The sequence below is a fragment of the Frigoribacterium sp. CFBP 13729 genome (genome assembly GCF_014841875.1).
GTDB lineage: Bacteria > Actinomycetota > Actinomycetes > Actinomycetales > Microbacteriaceae > Frigoribacterium.
This window is the reverse complement of the sequence record NZ_JACYUR010000002.1, coordinates 1-13,374: the sequence shown is the minus strand read 5'-3', so window position 1 is coordinate 13,374 and position 13,374 is coordinate 1. Positions and strand designations below refer to the sequence as shown.

At 70.7% G+C, this 13,374-nt stretch carries 10 protein-coding genes; 5 read left to right on the top strand and 5 right to left on the bottom strand.

What is annotated here, in order from left to right; all coding sequences use genetic code 11:
* Positions 1-110: 110 nt before the first annotated feature.
* The 4 genes from IFT77_RS06495 to IFT77_RS06480 form a co-directional block, all read right to left on the bottom strand.
* Positions 111-1,622 carry a cation:proton antiporter gene (locus tag IFT77_RS06495; protein ID WP_192169545.1) on the bottom strand — a complete coding sequence of 504 codons (1,512 nt, stop codon included), beginning with the start codon at positions 1,620-1,622 and terminating at the stop codon, positions 111-113.
* A 6-nt stretch (positions 1,623-1,628) separates the two neighbouring features.
* The gene (locus tag IFT77_RS06490; protein ID WP_233569095.1) at positions 1,629-2,141 is read right to left on the bottom strand and encodes a cation:proton antiporter regulatory subunit; all 513 of its coding nucleotides are present in this window, start codon (positions 2,139-2,141) and stop codon (positions 1,629-1,631) included.
* Between the two features lie 231 nt (positions 2,142-2,372).
* The gene (locus IFT77_RS06485; protein WP_192169544.1) at positions 2,373-4,232 is read right to left on the bottom strand and encodes a glycerol-3-phosphate dehydrogenase/oxidase; all 1,860 of its coding nucleotides are present in this window, start codon (positions 4,230-4,232) and stop codon (positions 2,373-2,375) included.
* A 117-nt stretch (positions 4,233-4,349) separates the two neighbouring features.
* Complete coding sequence (locus tag IFT77_RS06480) at positions 4,350-5,471, bottom strand: GuaB3 family IMP dehydrogenase-related protein (protein ID WP_123547732.1); 1,122 nt, start codon at positions 5,469-5,471, stop codon at positions 4,350-4,352.
* A gap of 303 nt (positions 5,472-5,774) precedes the next feature.
* Here IFT77_RS06480 and IFT77_RS06475 point away from each other — a divergent pair, with 303 nt between their 5' ends.
* Positions 5,775-6,728, top strand: coding sequence for a hypothetical protein (locus IFT77_RS06475; protein ID WP_192169543.1), 954 nt, complete (start codon positions 5,775-5,777; stop codon positions 6,726-6,728).
* 133 nt (positions 6,729-6,861) lie between these two features.
* Here IFT77_RS06475 and guaB read toward each other — a convergent pair whose 3' ends face one another.
* Positions 6,862-8,364, bottom strand: a complete 1,503-nt coding sequence (gene guaB / locus IFT77_RS06470; protein ID WP_192169542.1) for an IMP dehydrogenase — start codon at positions 8,362-8,364, stop codon at positions 6,862-6,864.
* A gap of 377 nt (positions 8,365-8,741) precedes the next feature.
* On the opposite strand from guaB, the gene IFT77_RS06465 reads away from it, so the two are divergent.
* The 4 genes from IFT77_RS06465 (at position 8,742) to IFT77_RS06450 (ending at position 12,961) form a co-directional block, all read left to right on the top strand.
* Entirely contained in the window at positions 8,742-10,007 is a 1,266-nt protein-coding gene (locus IFT77_RS06465) for a branched-chain amino acid ABC transporter permease (RefSeq protein WP_123548293.1), read from the top strand.
* 11 nt (positions 10,008-10,018) lie between these two features.
* The gene (locus tag IFT77_RS06460) at positions 10,019-11,005 is read left to right on the top strand and encodes a branched-chain amino acid ABC transporter permease (protein ID WP_123547729.1); all 987 of its coding nucleotides are present in this window, start codon (positions 10,019-10,021) and stop codon (positions 11,003-11,005) included.
* Between the two features lie 103 nt (positions 11,006-11,108).
* Positions 11,109-12,176: an ABC transporter ATP-binding protein gene (locus IFT77_RS06455; RefSeq protein WP_371741010.1), complete on the top strand. Its 1,068-nt coding sequence runs from the start codon at positions 11,109-11,111 to the stop codon at positions 12,174-12,176.
* A gap of 17 nt (positions 12,177-12,193) precedes the next feature.
* Entirely contained in the window at positions 12,194-12,961 is a 768-nt protein-coding gene (locus tag IFT77_RS06450; protein WP_371741009.1) for an ABC transporter ATP-binding protein, read from the top strand.
* The last annotated feature ends 413 nt before the right edge of the window (positions 12,962-13,374 follow it).

Below are 13,374 nucleotides of genomic sequence, written 5' to 3'. Positions count from 1 at the left end.
GGGAGCCTGCTGGGTGCCGACCGTGCGCGCGACCTGCATCGGGGACCTCAGCACTCGGGTCAGCCCCCGGCGTCAGCGCTCAGGGTCAGCGCTCGAGTCGGCACTCGGGATCAGTACTCGGGGTCGCGCTGACGCGTGGCCCGCTGGTCGGACTGCTGACCGGCCTGGTCGGCGAGGATCGCGGCCCGGGCCCTGTCCTGCTCGTCGAGGTCGTCGTCGTCTGCGGCGTCGGCGTCGGCCTCCGCTGCCGCCTCGGCGGCGGCAGCGCGCTCGCGCGTGCCGAGCAGTGCTTCCTCGTCGTCGGCGTCCGCCTCGGCACTGCTGCCGCTGCCGTCGCCCCTGCGCGACGTGCCCGGCTCGTCCCCGGCGAGCGCCGCCTCCATCAGGGCGATCTCCTCCGAGTGACGCGCATCGCGCTCGAGGCGCCGGGCCTCGCTCGCCTCGCGCTCGGCCCGTCGGCGGGTGCGCAGCACGACTCCGCCGATGCGCTCCGAGTTGGAGGCGAGCACGGGACCGAGCACGGCCATGATGAGGACGTAGAGCCCCGCGAACGGCTGCAGCCGCTCGTCGAGTCCTGCCCCGGCCGAGAGCGTCGCGAGGATCAGCGCGAACTCGCCCCTGTTCTGCAGGATCACGGCGGTGTTGATGCCCGCCTGCGGCCCGAGCTTGTTGAGCCAGGCGACGAACTGGCCCGCGATCACGTTCAGGGCGATCGTGATCCCGACCGCGATCGCGACGGGACCGAGCACGCTCGGGAACAACGACGGGTTGAGGCCGAGGCCGAAGTTGAGGAAGAAGAAGGCGCCGAAGACGTCGCGCATCGGCAGGGCGAACTGCTCGACCCTGTTGCGGTACCGCGTCGCGCCGATGATCAGGCCGATGAGGAACGCGCCGATCGCGTCGGTCACGCCGAGGATCTCGCCGAGGCCCGCGAACAGCACGGCGAGGCCGAAGAACAGCACCGTGAAGAGCTCGTCGTCGCGCGTCCGCATCAGCTTCGACACGACGGCGCCGCCCCATCTCGCGACGGCGAACATCGCGACCAGGAACGCGAAGGCGACCACCAGCTTCAGCACGACCGGCAGCGGGTCGGTCTCGCCGCTGAGCACCACCGACACGATGGCCAGGTAGATGGCGATGAAGATGTCCTCGACGACGGTGACGCCCAGGATCATCGGCGTCTCGCGGTTCGCCAGGCGGTTCAGCTCGATGAGCAGCTTCGTGACGATGGCGCTCGACGACGTCGCCGTCATGCCGGCGATGATCAACGCCTCACGCGTGCCCCAGCCGAGCATGAAGCCGAAGACCAGGCCGACGCCCATGTTGACGGCGATGTAGCTGCCGCCCGAGACGATCAGGCGGCCGGCGTTGGAGAAGAACTCGTCCTGGTCGAACTCGAGGCCGAGGTTGAACAGCAGCAGGATGAGCCCGAAGATCGCGATGAGCTCGATGTTGTGCGAGTCGAAGCTGATCGGGAACCAGCCGGTGTTCGTGCTCGCCAGCAAGCCGACGATCATGTAGATCGGGATGGACGGCAGGCCGATCAGCTTGCCTGCCCTGCCCAGCCCGTAGGCGATCAGCAGCAGGACGCCGAGGACGACCAGCTCCTCACCCAGGTGCACCGGCGATCAGCTCCCGGGCGGGGCGTCGACCGGGCTGCGGTGGCGCAGCTCGCCCGTGCGGTACCAGGCGAAGGCCTTGGCGACCTTCTCGGGGCTGCCGGCCACGACGAGGGTGTCGCCCGGGAAGACCTTGAAGTCGCCCGACGGAGCAGGGTTCGCCGCGTCGCCCCGCACGACGGCGACGACCGTGAGGCCGACGACGCCCTTGGCGCCGAGGTCGCCGAGCGGCTGGCCGGCGATGTGGTCGTCGTAGTCGACCGTGAACCAGTCGATGCTGAGGCCGGGGATCTGGTCGAGCGCCGACAGGGACTCGGTGATGCGCGTGCCGCCGAGCAGCTCGGCGAGCGTGTGCGCCTCGTCCTCGCTGAGGCGGAGGGACACCTTCTTGACGTCGGCGCCGTCGGCGTCGTCGCTGAACGTGATCAGGTCGCTGTGGCCCGATCGGTGCGTGATGACGCCGCACTTGCCGCCGTCGTCGGTGACGAAGGTGTGCAGCACGCCCACACCGGGGAGCTTCACTCGACGCACATCAGCCATGGTCCGACTCCAGGTCACTCAGGGGCAGTCGTCTCAGCTTAGCGACGGGCACGGACGCGGACACCGGGCTGCTCATGCGGTGGACAACCCGCACCTCTCCCCCGGTGTTCCCGGAGCGACGCGGTGTTCTCGGCGGGCGGACGCAGGAGGCGCGGTGCCCGACCAGCGGGCACCGCGCCTCATGCAGCCTGGTCGCCTCGCGACCTCGTGGTGCTAGCTCGCGCGACCGCCCGGGGCGTCCGCCGACGTGTCGTCGCCGGGCGTGCCTGCGGGCTCCACGACGTCCTCGCCGGGCTTCGGCGCGCCGCCCTGGTCGGCACCGGGCACCACCATGTCGTCCTCGTCGAAGCCGAAGGTGATGTCGGGCGCCTCGAGACGGACCCGGTCGGCGGACTCGTCGTCGGGCTCGAGCTGGCTCGCGCGCTCTGACGCGACGCGCTTGAGGTAGTTGCCGACCTCCTCCTCGGTCTCGGCGTCGGACCAGCCGAGCACCTCGGCCATCAGCTTCGCGGCGACGGGAGCGGCGGACTCGCCCCTGTCCCACGCCTCGATGGAGATGCGGGTGCGCCTCGCCAGCACGTCCTCGAGGTGGAGGGCGCTCTCGTGGCTGGCCGCGTAGACGACCTCGGCCCCGATGTAGTCGTCGGCGCCCGGCAACGGCTCGGCGAGCTCCGGACGCTCGCGCACCAACGCGAGGACCTCGTCGGTCAGCGTGCCGTAGCGGTTCAGCAGGTGCTCGACGCGCACCCGGTGCACGCCCAGCTGCTTCGCGATCTTGCCGCGCTTGTTCCAGGCGGCGTGGTAGCCCTCGGCGCCGAGCAGCGGGATCTCCATCGTCGTGCTCTCGGGGATGCGGCCGTCGAGCGCGGCGACCGCCTCGTCGATCGCGTCCTCGGCCATCACGCGGTAGGTCGTCCACTTGCCGCCAGCGACGACCACGAGGCCGGGCACCGTGTGCGCGACGATGTGCTCGCGCGACAGCTTCGAGGTCTGGTCGGACTCGCCGGCCAGCAGGGGCCGGAGACCGGCGTACACGCCCTCGACGTCGTCGCGGGTCAGCGGCACGGCCATGACCTTGTTGACGTGCTCGAGGATGTAGTCGATGTCGGCCGCCGTCGCCGCCGGGTGCGCCTTGTCGAGGTCCCAGTCGGTGTCGGTCGTGCCGACCAGCCAGTGGCGGCCCCACGGGATGACGAACAGCACGCTCTTCTCGGTGCGGAAGATCATGCCCATGTCGGAGTGGATGCGGTCACGGGGCACCACGAGGTGCACGCCCTTCGACGCGCGGACCTTGAACTGGCCCCGCTCGCCGACCATGGCCTGCGTGTCGTCCGTCCAGACGCCGGTCGCGTTGACGACCTGCTTCGCGCGGATCTCGAAGTGCTCGCCCGTCTGGTAGTCGTGAGCCTTCACGCCGACGACGCGCTCGCCGACCTTGACGAAGCCCTCGACCCGCACGCGGCTGGCGGCGTGGGCGCCGTAGCTCGACGCCGTGCGCACGAGCGACGAGACGTAGCGGGCGTCGTCGACTTGGGCGTCGTAGTAGGTGAGGCCGCCGACGACGGCGTCCTTCGAGAGGCTCGGGATCGCTCGCAGCACCTGCGTCTTGCTGAGGTGGCGGTGGTGCGGGACCCCGGGCGGACGCCCGCCCGTCCAGCTGAAGATGTCGTAGAGGGCCATGCCGGCGCCGATGTAGAAGCGCTCGTAGACCGGCTTGCTCAGGGGGTAGAGGAACCGCACGGGCTTGACGAGGTGCGGCGCGAGGCGCTGCAGCAGCAGGCCGCGCTCGATCAGGGCCTCGCGCACGAGGCGGAAGTTGAGCTGCTCGAGGTAGCGGATGCCCCCGTGCACCAGCTTCGAGGAACGGCTCGACGTGCCGGAGCCCCAGTCGCGGGCCTCGACGATGCCGACGTTCAGGCCCCGCGTCACCGCGTCGAGGGCGGAACCCGCCCCGACGATGCCGCCCCCGATCACGAGGATGTCGAGCTCTTCGGTCTTCAGCGCCTCGACGGCGCGCTCGCGCTCGTCTGGCCCGAGCTTCGCGGAGAGGGATTCGGTCGCGGTCGTGGCCATGCGGTGCCTCCATCGTCGGATCGGTCGCGGGCCCGAGGACCCGTGCATGCGACCATCCAACGCCCGATCGGCTGGCAGCGCCAGGGGAGATCGGAGCGCCTGGGGAGGCGACGCCGCCTAGTGCGGCTGGTAGGGAGCGACGACGACCTCGCTGCGCTGGAACTCCTTGAGGTCGCTGTAGCCGGTCGTCGCCATCGAGCGGCGGAGCGCGCCGATGATGTTGGCCTGGCCGTCGACCGAGTCGGCCGGTCCGTAGAGGATCTTCTCGAGCGTGCCGACCTGGCCGACGTGGACGCGACGGCCTCGCGGCAGCTCGGGGTGGTGCGCCTCGGCACCCCAGTGGAACCCGCCGCCGGGCACGTCGGTGGCACGCGCGAGCGCGGCCCCCAGCATGACCGCGTCGGCGCCGCAGGCGACGGCCTTCACGATGTCGCCCGAGGTGCCGAGCCCGCCGTCGGCGATGACGTGGACGTATCGTCCGCCCGACTCGTCGAGGTAGTCGCGGCGTGCACCCGCGACGTCGGCGACCGCGGTCGCCATCGGAGCGTGGATGCCCAAGGAGGCGCGGGTCGTGCTGGCGGCACCGCCCCCGAACCCGACGAGCACGCCCGCCGCGCCCGTGCGCATGAGGTGCAGCGCCGACGTGTACGTGGAGGCTCCTCCCACGATGACCGGCACGTCGAGCTCGTAGATGAACTTCTTGAGGTTGAGCGGCTCGGTCGTCTTCGACACGTGCTCGGCCGACACCGTCGTGCCGCGGATGACGAAGAGGTCGACGCCGGCGTCGACGACCGTCTGGTACAGGTCCTGCGTGCGCTGCGGGCTGAGCGAGCCGGCGACCGGCACGCCGGCGGCGCGGATCTCGGCGATGCGCGCCGTCACCAGCTCGGGCTTGATCGGCTCGGCGTAGATCTGCTGCATGCGGGCGACCGTCTCGTCCTCGGGCAGCCCGCGGATCTCGGCGAGCACCGCCTCCGGGTCGTCGTAGCGCGTCCAGACGCCCTCGAGGTCGAGGACGCCGAGGCCGCCGAGCTCGCCGATGCGGATGGCCGTCGCCGGGCTCACGACCGAGTCCATCGGCGCCGCGATGATCGGCGACTCGAAGTGGAACGCGTCGATCGACCAGCTGACGGACACGTCTCGGGGGTCGCGGGTGCGCCGGCTCGGGACGATCGCGATGTCGTCGAACGCATAGGCGCGGCGCGCGCGCTTGGAAACGCCGATCTCTACCTCAGTCACGCCGCAACCCTACCGGAGGCGCGGGCCGAGCCCCCGGGACCGCCCGCGCCCTGCCCCGCCCCGGTCGCCCGCGCGCTGCCCCGAGCCCGGGCCGGGGCCCGGGCCCGGGCCTGCCACGTTCGAGTCAGCGGCGTCGAGGGACGAGGTAGGCGCGGCCCCACGCCTCATTCGTCCCAGGACGCCGCCGACGCTGCTGACCTGCGCCGTCGCGTGACTCCTCCCCAGCCGCCGTCGGGCTCGGCGCGTTCCCCCGCGGGCAGCTGCAGGGCTGCAGCGACCTGCGTCGGTCGGCAAGCTGGCGTCGTGATCACGTCCCTCGCCGAACAGCTGCTCCTGGCCCGCGACCTCGTCGAGACAGGGCGCGACGACCGCGAGCTCGCCCGCGCCTGCGCCGCGGGAGAGGTCGCTCGCGTCTGGCCCGGTGCCTACGTCGAGGTCGGCACCTGGCGCATGCTCGATCCGCGTGAACAGCAGCGCCTCCGCTCGATCGCGGCCCTCGCGACTCGCCGGAAGGACGGGCTCCTCCTGTCCCACGAATCGGCCGCGCTCCTCTGGGGGCTTCCGACATGGGGCTGGCCTGCCGGACCGGTCGAGCTCGTCGACCCGACCGCCCGGCGAGGCACGTCGACCGCGCGCCTCCGCGTCCGGGCCTCGCCCCTCCACGCGGTCGAGCGAGCGAGCCGCTCGGGACTCCCGGTCACGTCCCTGGACAGGACGGTCGCGGACCTGCTCTTCTCACGGAGCCGGGTCCAGGCCGTCGTCCTCGTCGATCACCTGTTGCACTCGGGGCTGGCGACCCGCGAGCACCTTCGTGTCCTGCTCGCTGCACGCCCCGCCGCAAGGCGACGTCGAGCGGCGGGATGGGCCGTCGACTTCGGGAGCGCCGGGGGCGAGTCACCCGGGGAGTCCGTCAGCCGCGTCCTCGCGCACGACGCGAGGTTCGTCGAGCCTCTGCTCCAGGTCCCGTTCGCCGACGGGGACGGGCCCATCGGGGTCGTCGACTTCGCGTTCCCCGTCCCGAACGACTCGGGTCGGCTCGTACTCGGGGAGTTCGACGGCGACGTCAAGTACCGAGGCGCGACCTACCGGCACGGTCGGACTCCGGAGCAGGTCGTCCAGGACGAGAAGGAGCGGGAAGACAGTCTCCGCGCCCTGCCCGCGACGGCCGGCTTCGTCCGCTGGACGCGCCGAGACCTCGCCGACGCCTCTCGCCTGACGGAGAAGTTGCGCCGTGCGGGCGTCGCCCGGAGGCGGTGACGGCGAAAAGGGACGAGGTAGGGGCGGACCCGCCCCTACCTCGTCCCTTTTCGCCTGTGACACGCGGCGCGGCGCCCGGGGCCGGCGCGCCGGGGCCGCCGCGCACCGCGGCGCGGCGCGGCACGGCCAGGCGCTAGCGGCGGTAGTTGGGCGCCTCGACGACCATCTGCAGGTCGTGCGGGTGGCTCTCCTTGAGGCCGGCCGCCGTGATGCGGACGAACTTGCCCTTCATCTTCAGCTCGTCGACCGTGCGGCCGCCCACGTAGAACATCGACTGGCGCAGTCCGCCGGTGAGCTGGTAGACGACGTTGCCGAGCGCGCCGCGGTAGGGCACCTGGCCCTCGACGCCCTCGGGGATGAGCTTGTCGTCGGTGGGGACGTCGGCCTGGAAGTACCGGTCCTTCGAGTACGACGTGTTCTTGCCGCGGGTCTGCATGGCCCCGAGCGAGCCCATGCCGCGGTAGTTCTTGAACTGCTTGCCGTTCACGAAGACGAGGTCGCCGGGGCTCTCGTCGCAGCCGGCGAGCAGCGAGCCGAGCATGACGGTGTCCGCGCCGGCGACGAGCGCCTTGGCGATGTCGCCCGAGTACTGCAGGCCGCCGTCGGCGATGACCGGCACGCCGGCCTCCCGCGCGGCGAGCGACGCCTCGTAGACGGCGGTGACCTGGGGCACGCCCACGCCCGACACGACGCGGGTGGTGCAGATCGAGCCGGGGCCCACGCCGACCTTGATGGCGTCGGCGCCGGCCTCGATGAGCGCCTCCGCGCCCGAGCGGGTCGCGACGTTGCCGCCGATGACGTCGATCGCCGCGAACGACGGGTCGGCCTTGATGCGCTTGATCATGTCGAGCTCGCCGGCGCTCTCGCCGTTGGCGGTGTCGACGACGAGCACGTCGACGCCCGCGTCGCGGAGCGCGCACGCGCGCTTCCAGGCGTCGCCGAAGAAGCCGATCGCGGCGCCGACCCGCAGGCGGCCCTCGTCGTCCTTCGTGGCGTCGGGGTACTTCTCGCTCTTGTCGAAGTCCTTCACGGTGATGAGGCCGCGGAGCTTGCCCGACTCGTCGACGAGGGGCAGCTTCTCGATCTTGTGCTGCGCGAAGATCGCGACGGCCGAGTCGGGGTCGACGCCCTCGGGGGCCGTGATGAGCGGCGCCTTCGTCATGACGTCGCGGACGAAGGTCGTCTGCATCTCGAACGGCGACACGAAGCGCATGTCGCGGTTGGTGATGATGCCGGCGAGCGTGCCGTCGCGCTCGACGACCGGCAGGCCGGAGACGCGGAACTGGCCGCACAGGGCGTCGACCTCGGCCACGGTCGCGTCCGGGGACGTCGTGACGGGGTTCGTGATCATGCCCGACTCGCTGCGCTTGACCTTGTCGACGTGCGCGGCCTGGTCTTCGATCGAGAGGTTGCGGTGGATGATGCCGATGCCGCCCTGCCGGGCCATGGCGATCGCCATGCGCGACTCGGTGACCGTGTCCATCGCGGCGGAGAGCAGCGGGACGGCGACGCGGATGCGCTTGGTGAGGCGCGACGAGGTGTCCGCCTCGCTCGGGATCACGTCCGTGCGCCCGGGGAGGAGCATGACGTCGTCGTACGTGAGTCCGATGAATCCGAACGGATCCGGCTGGTCCATGAGTCCCCTTCGAAGGAGCGAGTGAGGTGGGAGGAGGGAGCACCGGATCGCCGTCGAGTCCGGTGATCGATCTTAACCCGGCCCGCGCCTCCTGCATTCCTGGCCCTGACACGCTGTGGAACGGTCAGAAGGACACGATTGGGTGACGAATTTTCGACTCTCGCCTGTGTCCTGCACGAAACACGGCCGACACACAGCGAAAGTATCTTCACCAACGACGGTGAGCCAGCGGCACCCGGGGCATCGCCCCGACTGGCACCTGTCCAGGAGGTTCCGTGAAACCCGACACGACCATCGCACCGCGCGCGCTGCGGCCTGCCCTGATCGTCACCGTCCTCGCGCTGTTGCTCGGCCTCGCCGGCTCCTTCGTCTCGGTGATGCTGGCGCCCGCCGCAGCCCACGCGTCCGGCGGTGCGACCGCCTCGTGCACCGTCGACCCCGCCACCGGCTGCATCCAGGGCAGCATCCGCACCTCGGAGGGCGAGCCCGCGAGCGGGGTCGTCCTGCAGGTGGCCGGCCCCGGCGGCTTCGAGCAGACCGCGGAGGTGGACGGCACCGGCCGCTGGGCGCTGCCCGTCACCGAGGCCGGCCAGTACACGGTCACCCTCGACACCGACTCGCTGCCCGACGGCCAGTTCCTCACCAACGCGGAGCAGGACGAGCGCATGGTGAACGCCACGCTCGGCGCCAACGCGGGCGTGATCTTCCAGCTCAGCGAGACCGAGGGCGCCACCACCGGCGGCGCGCAGGCCTCGTCGTTCAGCTGGGACCGCGTCGCGCAGCAGTTCGCCTCGGGCATCCGCCTCGGCCTGCTGCTGGCCCTCGCGGCGATCGGCCTCTCGCTGATCTACGGCACCACGGGCCTCAGCAGCTTCTCGCACGGCGAGCAGGTCACCCTCGGCGGGCTCCTCGCCTACGTCTTCGCGAACCAGCTCGGCATGAACATCTTCCTGGCGGCGACGCTGACGGTGGTCATCTGTGCCGCGACCGGGTTCCTGCAGGACGCCGCGATCTGGAAACCGCTGCGGAAGAAGGGGCTGAGCCTCACGCAGCTGATGATCGTCACCATCGGCCTCTCGATCGCCCTGCAGTACGCGTTCCAGTACTTCTTCGGCGCCGCGACGGTGCGCATCCAGACGGCCAACCCGACGACGATCACGCTCGCCGGGGTCACCCTGACCGTGCAGTCGTACGTGGCCATGGGCATCTCGATCGTGGTGCTCGTGCTCACCGGGCTGTTCCTCACGAAGACGCGCACCGGCCGCGCCACCCGCGCCGTCTCGGACAACCCGGCGCTGGCCGCCGCCTCCGGCATCGACGTCGACCGCATCATCCGCCTGGTCTGGACGCTGGCCGCCGGCCTCGCGGGCCTCTCCGGCGTGATGCTCGGCCTCGTGCTCAACGGCGTCAACTGGATGACCGGCCTGCAGATCCTGCTGCTCATGTTCGCGGCCGTCACGCTCGGCGGACTGGGCACCTCCTTCGGGGCGCTCGTCGGCTCGCTCATCATCGGCGTCATCGTCGAGCTCACCAACCTGGTGCTCCCGGGTGACTTCAAGTACGCCACCGCACTGCTCATCCTGATCGTCATCCTGCTGTTCCGGCCGCAGGGCATCTTCGGTCGCGCCGAGCGGATCGGTTGAGGGGAAGAACCATGGACTACGTCATCGACCTCATCCGCCAGCTCACCGGCGAGGCGCTCGCCCCGACCACCGCGGCGTTCGCGCTCGCGGCCATCGGCCTCAACATCCACTTCGGCTTCACCGGCCTGATCAACATGGGCCAGGCAGCGTTCCTGCTCGTCGGCGCCTACGGCTTCGCGATCTCGCTCGTCAACGGCCTGCCCCTCGGGCTCGCCGTGCTCATCGGCCTCGCCGGCGGTCTCGTGTTCGCGCTCATCCTCGGCGTGCCGACGCTGAAGCTCAGGGGCGACTACCTCGCCATCGTGACCATCTGCGCCGCGGAGATCATCCGCATGGTCGGCCGCTCGAGCATCCTCACCGACGTGACCGGCGGCTCCAACGGCATCACGGGCTCGTCGTACCGCGACCCGTTCACCGCCCTGTCGCCGCTGCCGGACGGCCAGACCACGATCCTGTGGTTCACCTACGACAACAACGGCGTCAACGGCTGGTGGATCCGCATCGTCGCCTGGGCGCTCGTGGCCCTGCTCTGCCTCATCGTGTTCCTGCTCAGCCGCAGCCCGTGGGGCCGCGTGCTCAAGGGCATCCGCGAGGACGAGGACGCCGTGCGCAGCCTCGGCAAGAACGTGTTCTCGTACAAGATGCAGGCGCTGGTCTTCGGAGGCGTGATCGGCTCGTTGGCGGGCATCATCTACGTGCTGCCCTCGTCGGTCCAGCCCGACGCCCTCGGCCGCTCGACGACGTTCTTCATCTGGACGGCCCTGCTGCTGGGAGGCGCCGCGACGGTGTTCGGACCGGTGCTGGGGGCGATCCTGTTCTTCGTCGTCCGCCTCCTGATCCGCACCCTGGCAGGCGACTTCATCCCGGCGAGCATCATGAGCAACCAGCAGGCGGACCAGTTCTCGTACGTCCTCGTCGGCATCGCCCTGATGTGCCTCATCATCTTCCGCCCGCAAGGGATCCTCGGGAACAAGAAGGAGTTGTCGTTCAGTGTCTGAGACGAACGCGTCGAGCACGACCTCGGCGAACACGACCGGCGCCGCCGGCACGTCCGGCACCGCCGGCCGTCGCGACAAGCCCGGCTACGACTACGACCGCGAGGTGCTGCGCGGCAAGCTCTCCAGCGTCGAGCGCACCCCCGGCTCGGCCAAGCCCGACTCGATCCTCACCGTCGACAACGTCGTCCGTCGCTTCGGTGGCATGACCGCCGTCGACGTGCAGCACGTCGAGGTGCAGCGCGGCGCCATCACCGCGCTGATCGGCCCGAACGGCGCCGGCAAGACGACCTTCTTCAACCTGCTCACCGGGTTCGACAAGGCGTCGTCGGCACCGACCACGTTCAAGCGCGGGGCCGACACGGCCAAGTGGGTCTTCGACGGCAAGCCGATGGGCAACGTCGGCGCTGCCAAGGTCGCGCGGGCCGGCATGGTGCGCACGTTCCAGCTGACGAAGGCGCTCTCGCGCCTCACCGTCATGCAGAACATGCTGCTCGGGGCCCGCGACCAGCCCGGCGAGAACTTCTTCGTCGGCATCGTGCCGCCGCTCTGGCGGGCACGTGAGCGCGAGATCACGATCAAGGCCGAGGACCTGCTGCACCGCTTCAAGCTGCACGAGAAGAAGGACGACTACGCGGGCAGCCTCTCCGGCGGCCAGCGCAAGCTGCTCGAGATGGCCCGCGCCCTGATGAGCGACCCCGAGATGATCATGCTCGACGAGCCGATGGCCGGCGTGAACCCGGCCCTGACGCAGTCGCTGCTCGGCCACATCCAGAGCCTGCGCGACGAGGGGACCACGGTGCTCTTCGTCGAGCACGACATGCACATGGTGCGGCACATCTCGGACTGGGTCATCGTCATGGCCGAGGGCAAGGTCGTGGCCGAGGGCCCGGCCGACACCGTCATGGACGACCAGGCCGTCATCGACGCCTACCTCGGCGCGCACCACGACACCGACCTCGGCGACGACTCGCTGCTGACGGACGCGGTGCTCGAGGAGCTCGAGCAGGAGGTGGCGGCCGAGGACGCGGCCCGCGAGGGCGACGCGACGGGCGCCTCCTCGACGACCGGCTCAGGCGGCACGCCGGGACGCGACCTGCCCGGCTCCCCCGACCGGTCGACCCCGGCGGCCACGAACGCGGCCGCCGACCAGCAGAGCGGAGACAAGCGATGAGCGCCTCGACGACCGAGATGCACCCCGGCACCGAGAAGTTCGCCGGCATCGAGCCGATCATGAACGCCAGCGACCTCACGGCGGGCTACCTGCCGGGGGTGAACATCCTCAACGGGTGCGACCTGGTCTGCTACCCCGGCGAGCTGATCGGCATCATCGGCCCGAACGGCGCCGGCAAGTCGACGCTGCTCAAGGCCCTGTTCGGCCTCGTCAAGATCCACTCGGGCAGCGTCACGCTCGGCGGCGAGGACATCACGAACCTCAAGGCCAACAAGCTCGTGCAGGCCGGCGTCGGCTTCGTGCCGCAGACGAACAACGTGTTCCCCTCGCTCACCATCGAGGAGAACCTGCAGATGGGGATGTTCCTCCGCCCCAAGCTGTTCGCCGAGCGGCTCGAGTACATCTACGACCTGTTCCCCGTGCTCGGCGACCGCCGCGGCCAGCGTGCCGGGTCGCTCTCGGGCGGTGAGCGCCAGTCGGTCGCGATGGCCCGCGCGCTGATGATGGACCCCAAGGTGCTGCTGCTCGACGAGCCGTCGGCCGGCCTCTCGCCGGTGCGCCAGGACGAGACCTTCATCCGCACCCGCCGCATCAACAAGGCCGGCGTCTCGGTGATCATGGTCGAGCAGAACGCCCGCCGCTGCCTGCAGATCTGCGACCGCGGCTACGTGCTCGACCAGGGCCGCAACGCCTACTCGGGCACCGGACGCGAGCTGGCGGACGACCCGAAGGTGATCGAGCTCTACCTCGGCACGTTGGCCAAGGACGTCGACGACTCGCACTGACGACAGCACGACGAAGGCCCCGCACGATCTCGTGCGGGGCCTTCGTCGTGTTCGAGGGGCAACTTGGATGCGTGGGGAAGATGTGCGTCGCGGGTGTCTCGGTGACGGGACCTGTCGCGTGGGTGCTGCCCGCACCTCCTTCGCCGGGGTCGTCGTCTCAGCGCGCGACGAAGTCGACAAATGCCGACCGTGAGCCTCTCAGCGGCTCGCTGAGCCTCCGAAAGTCCGTCATTGCAGGTCCTTTGGTCGGCATTCGCGAGCCCGGCAGCAGCGACCGGCGACCACCAGCCCGAAGGAGGCGCGGGCGACCGCCCAGGCCCCCCGTCCGCGACAGGGACGGCCCTCGCCCTGGGGCGCAGAGACGCCCCGGGCACCCAGACGCCCCGGGCGCGCAGAGAGGCCCCGGGGGCGCC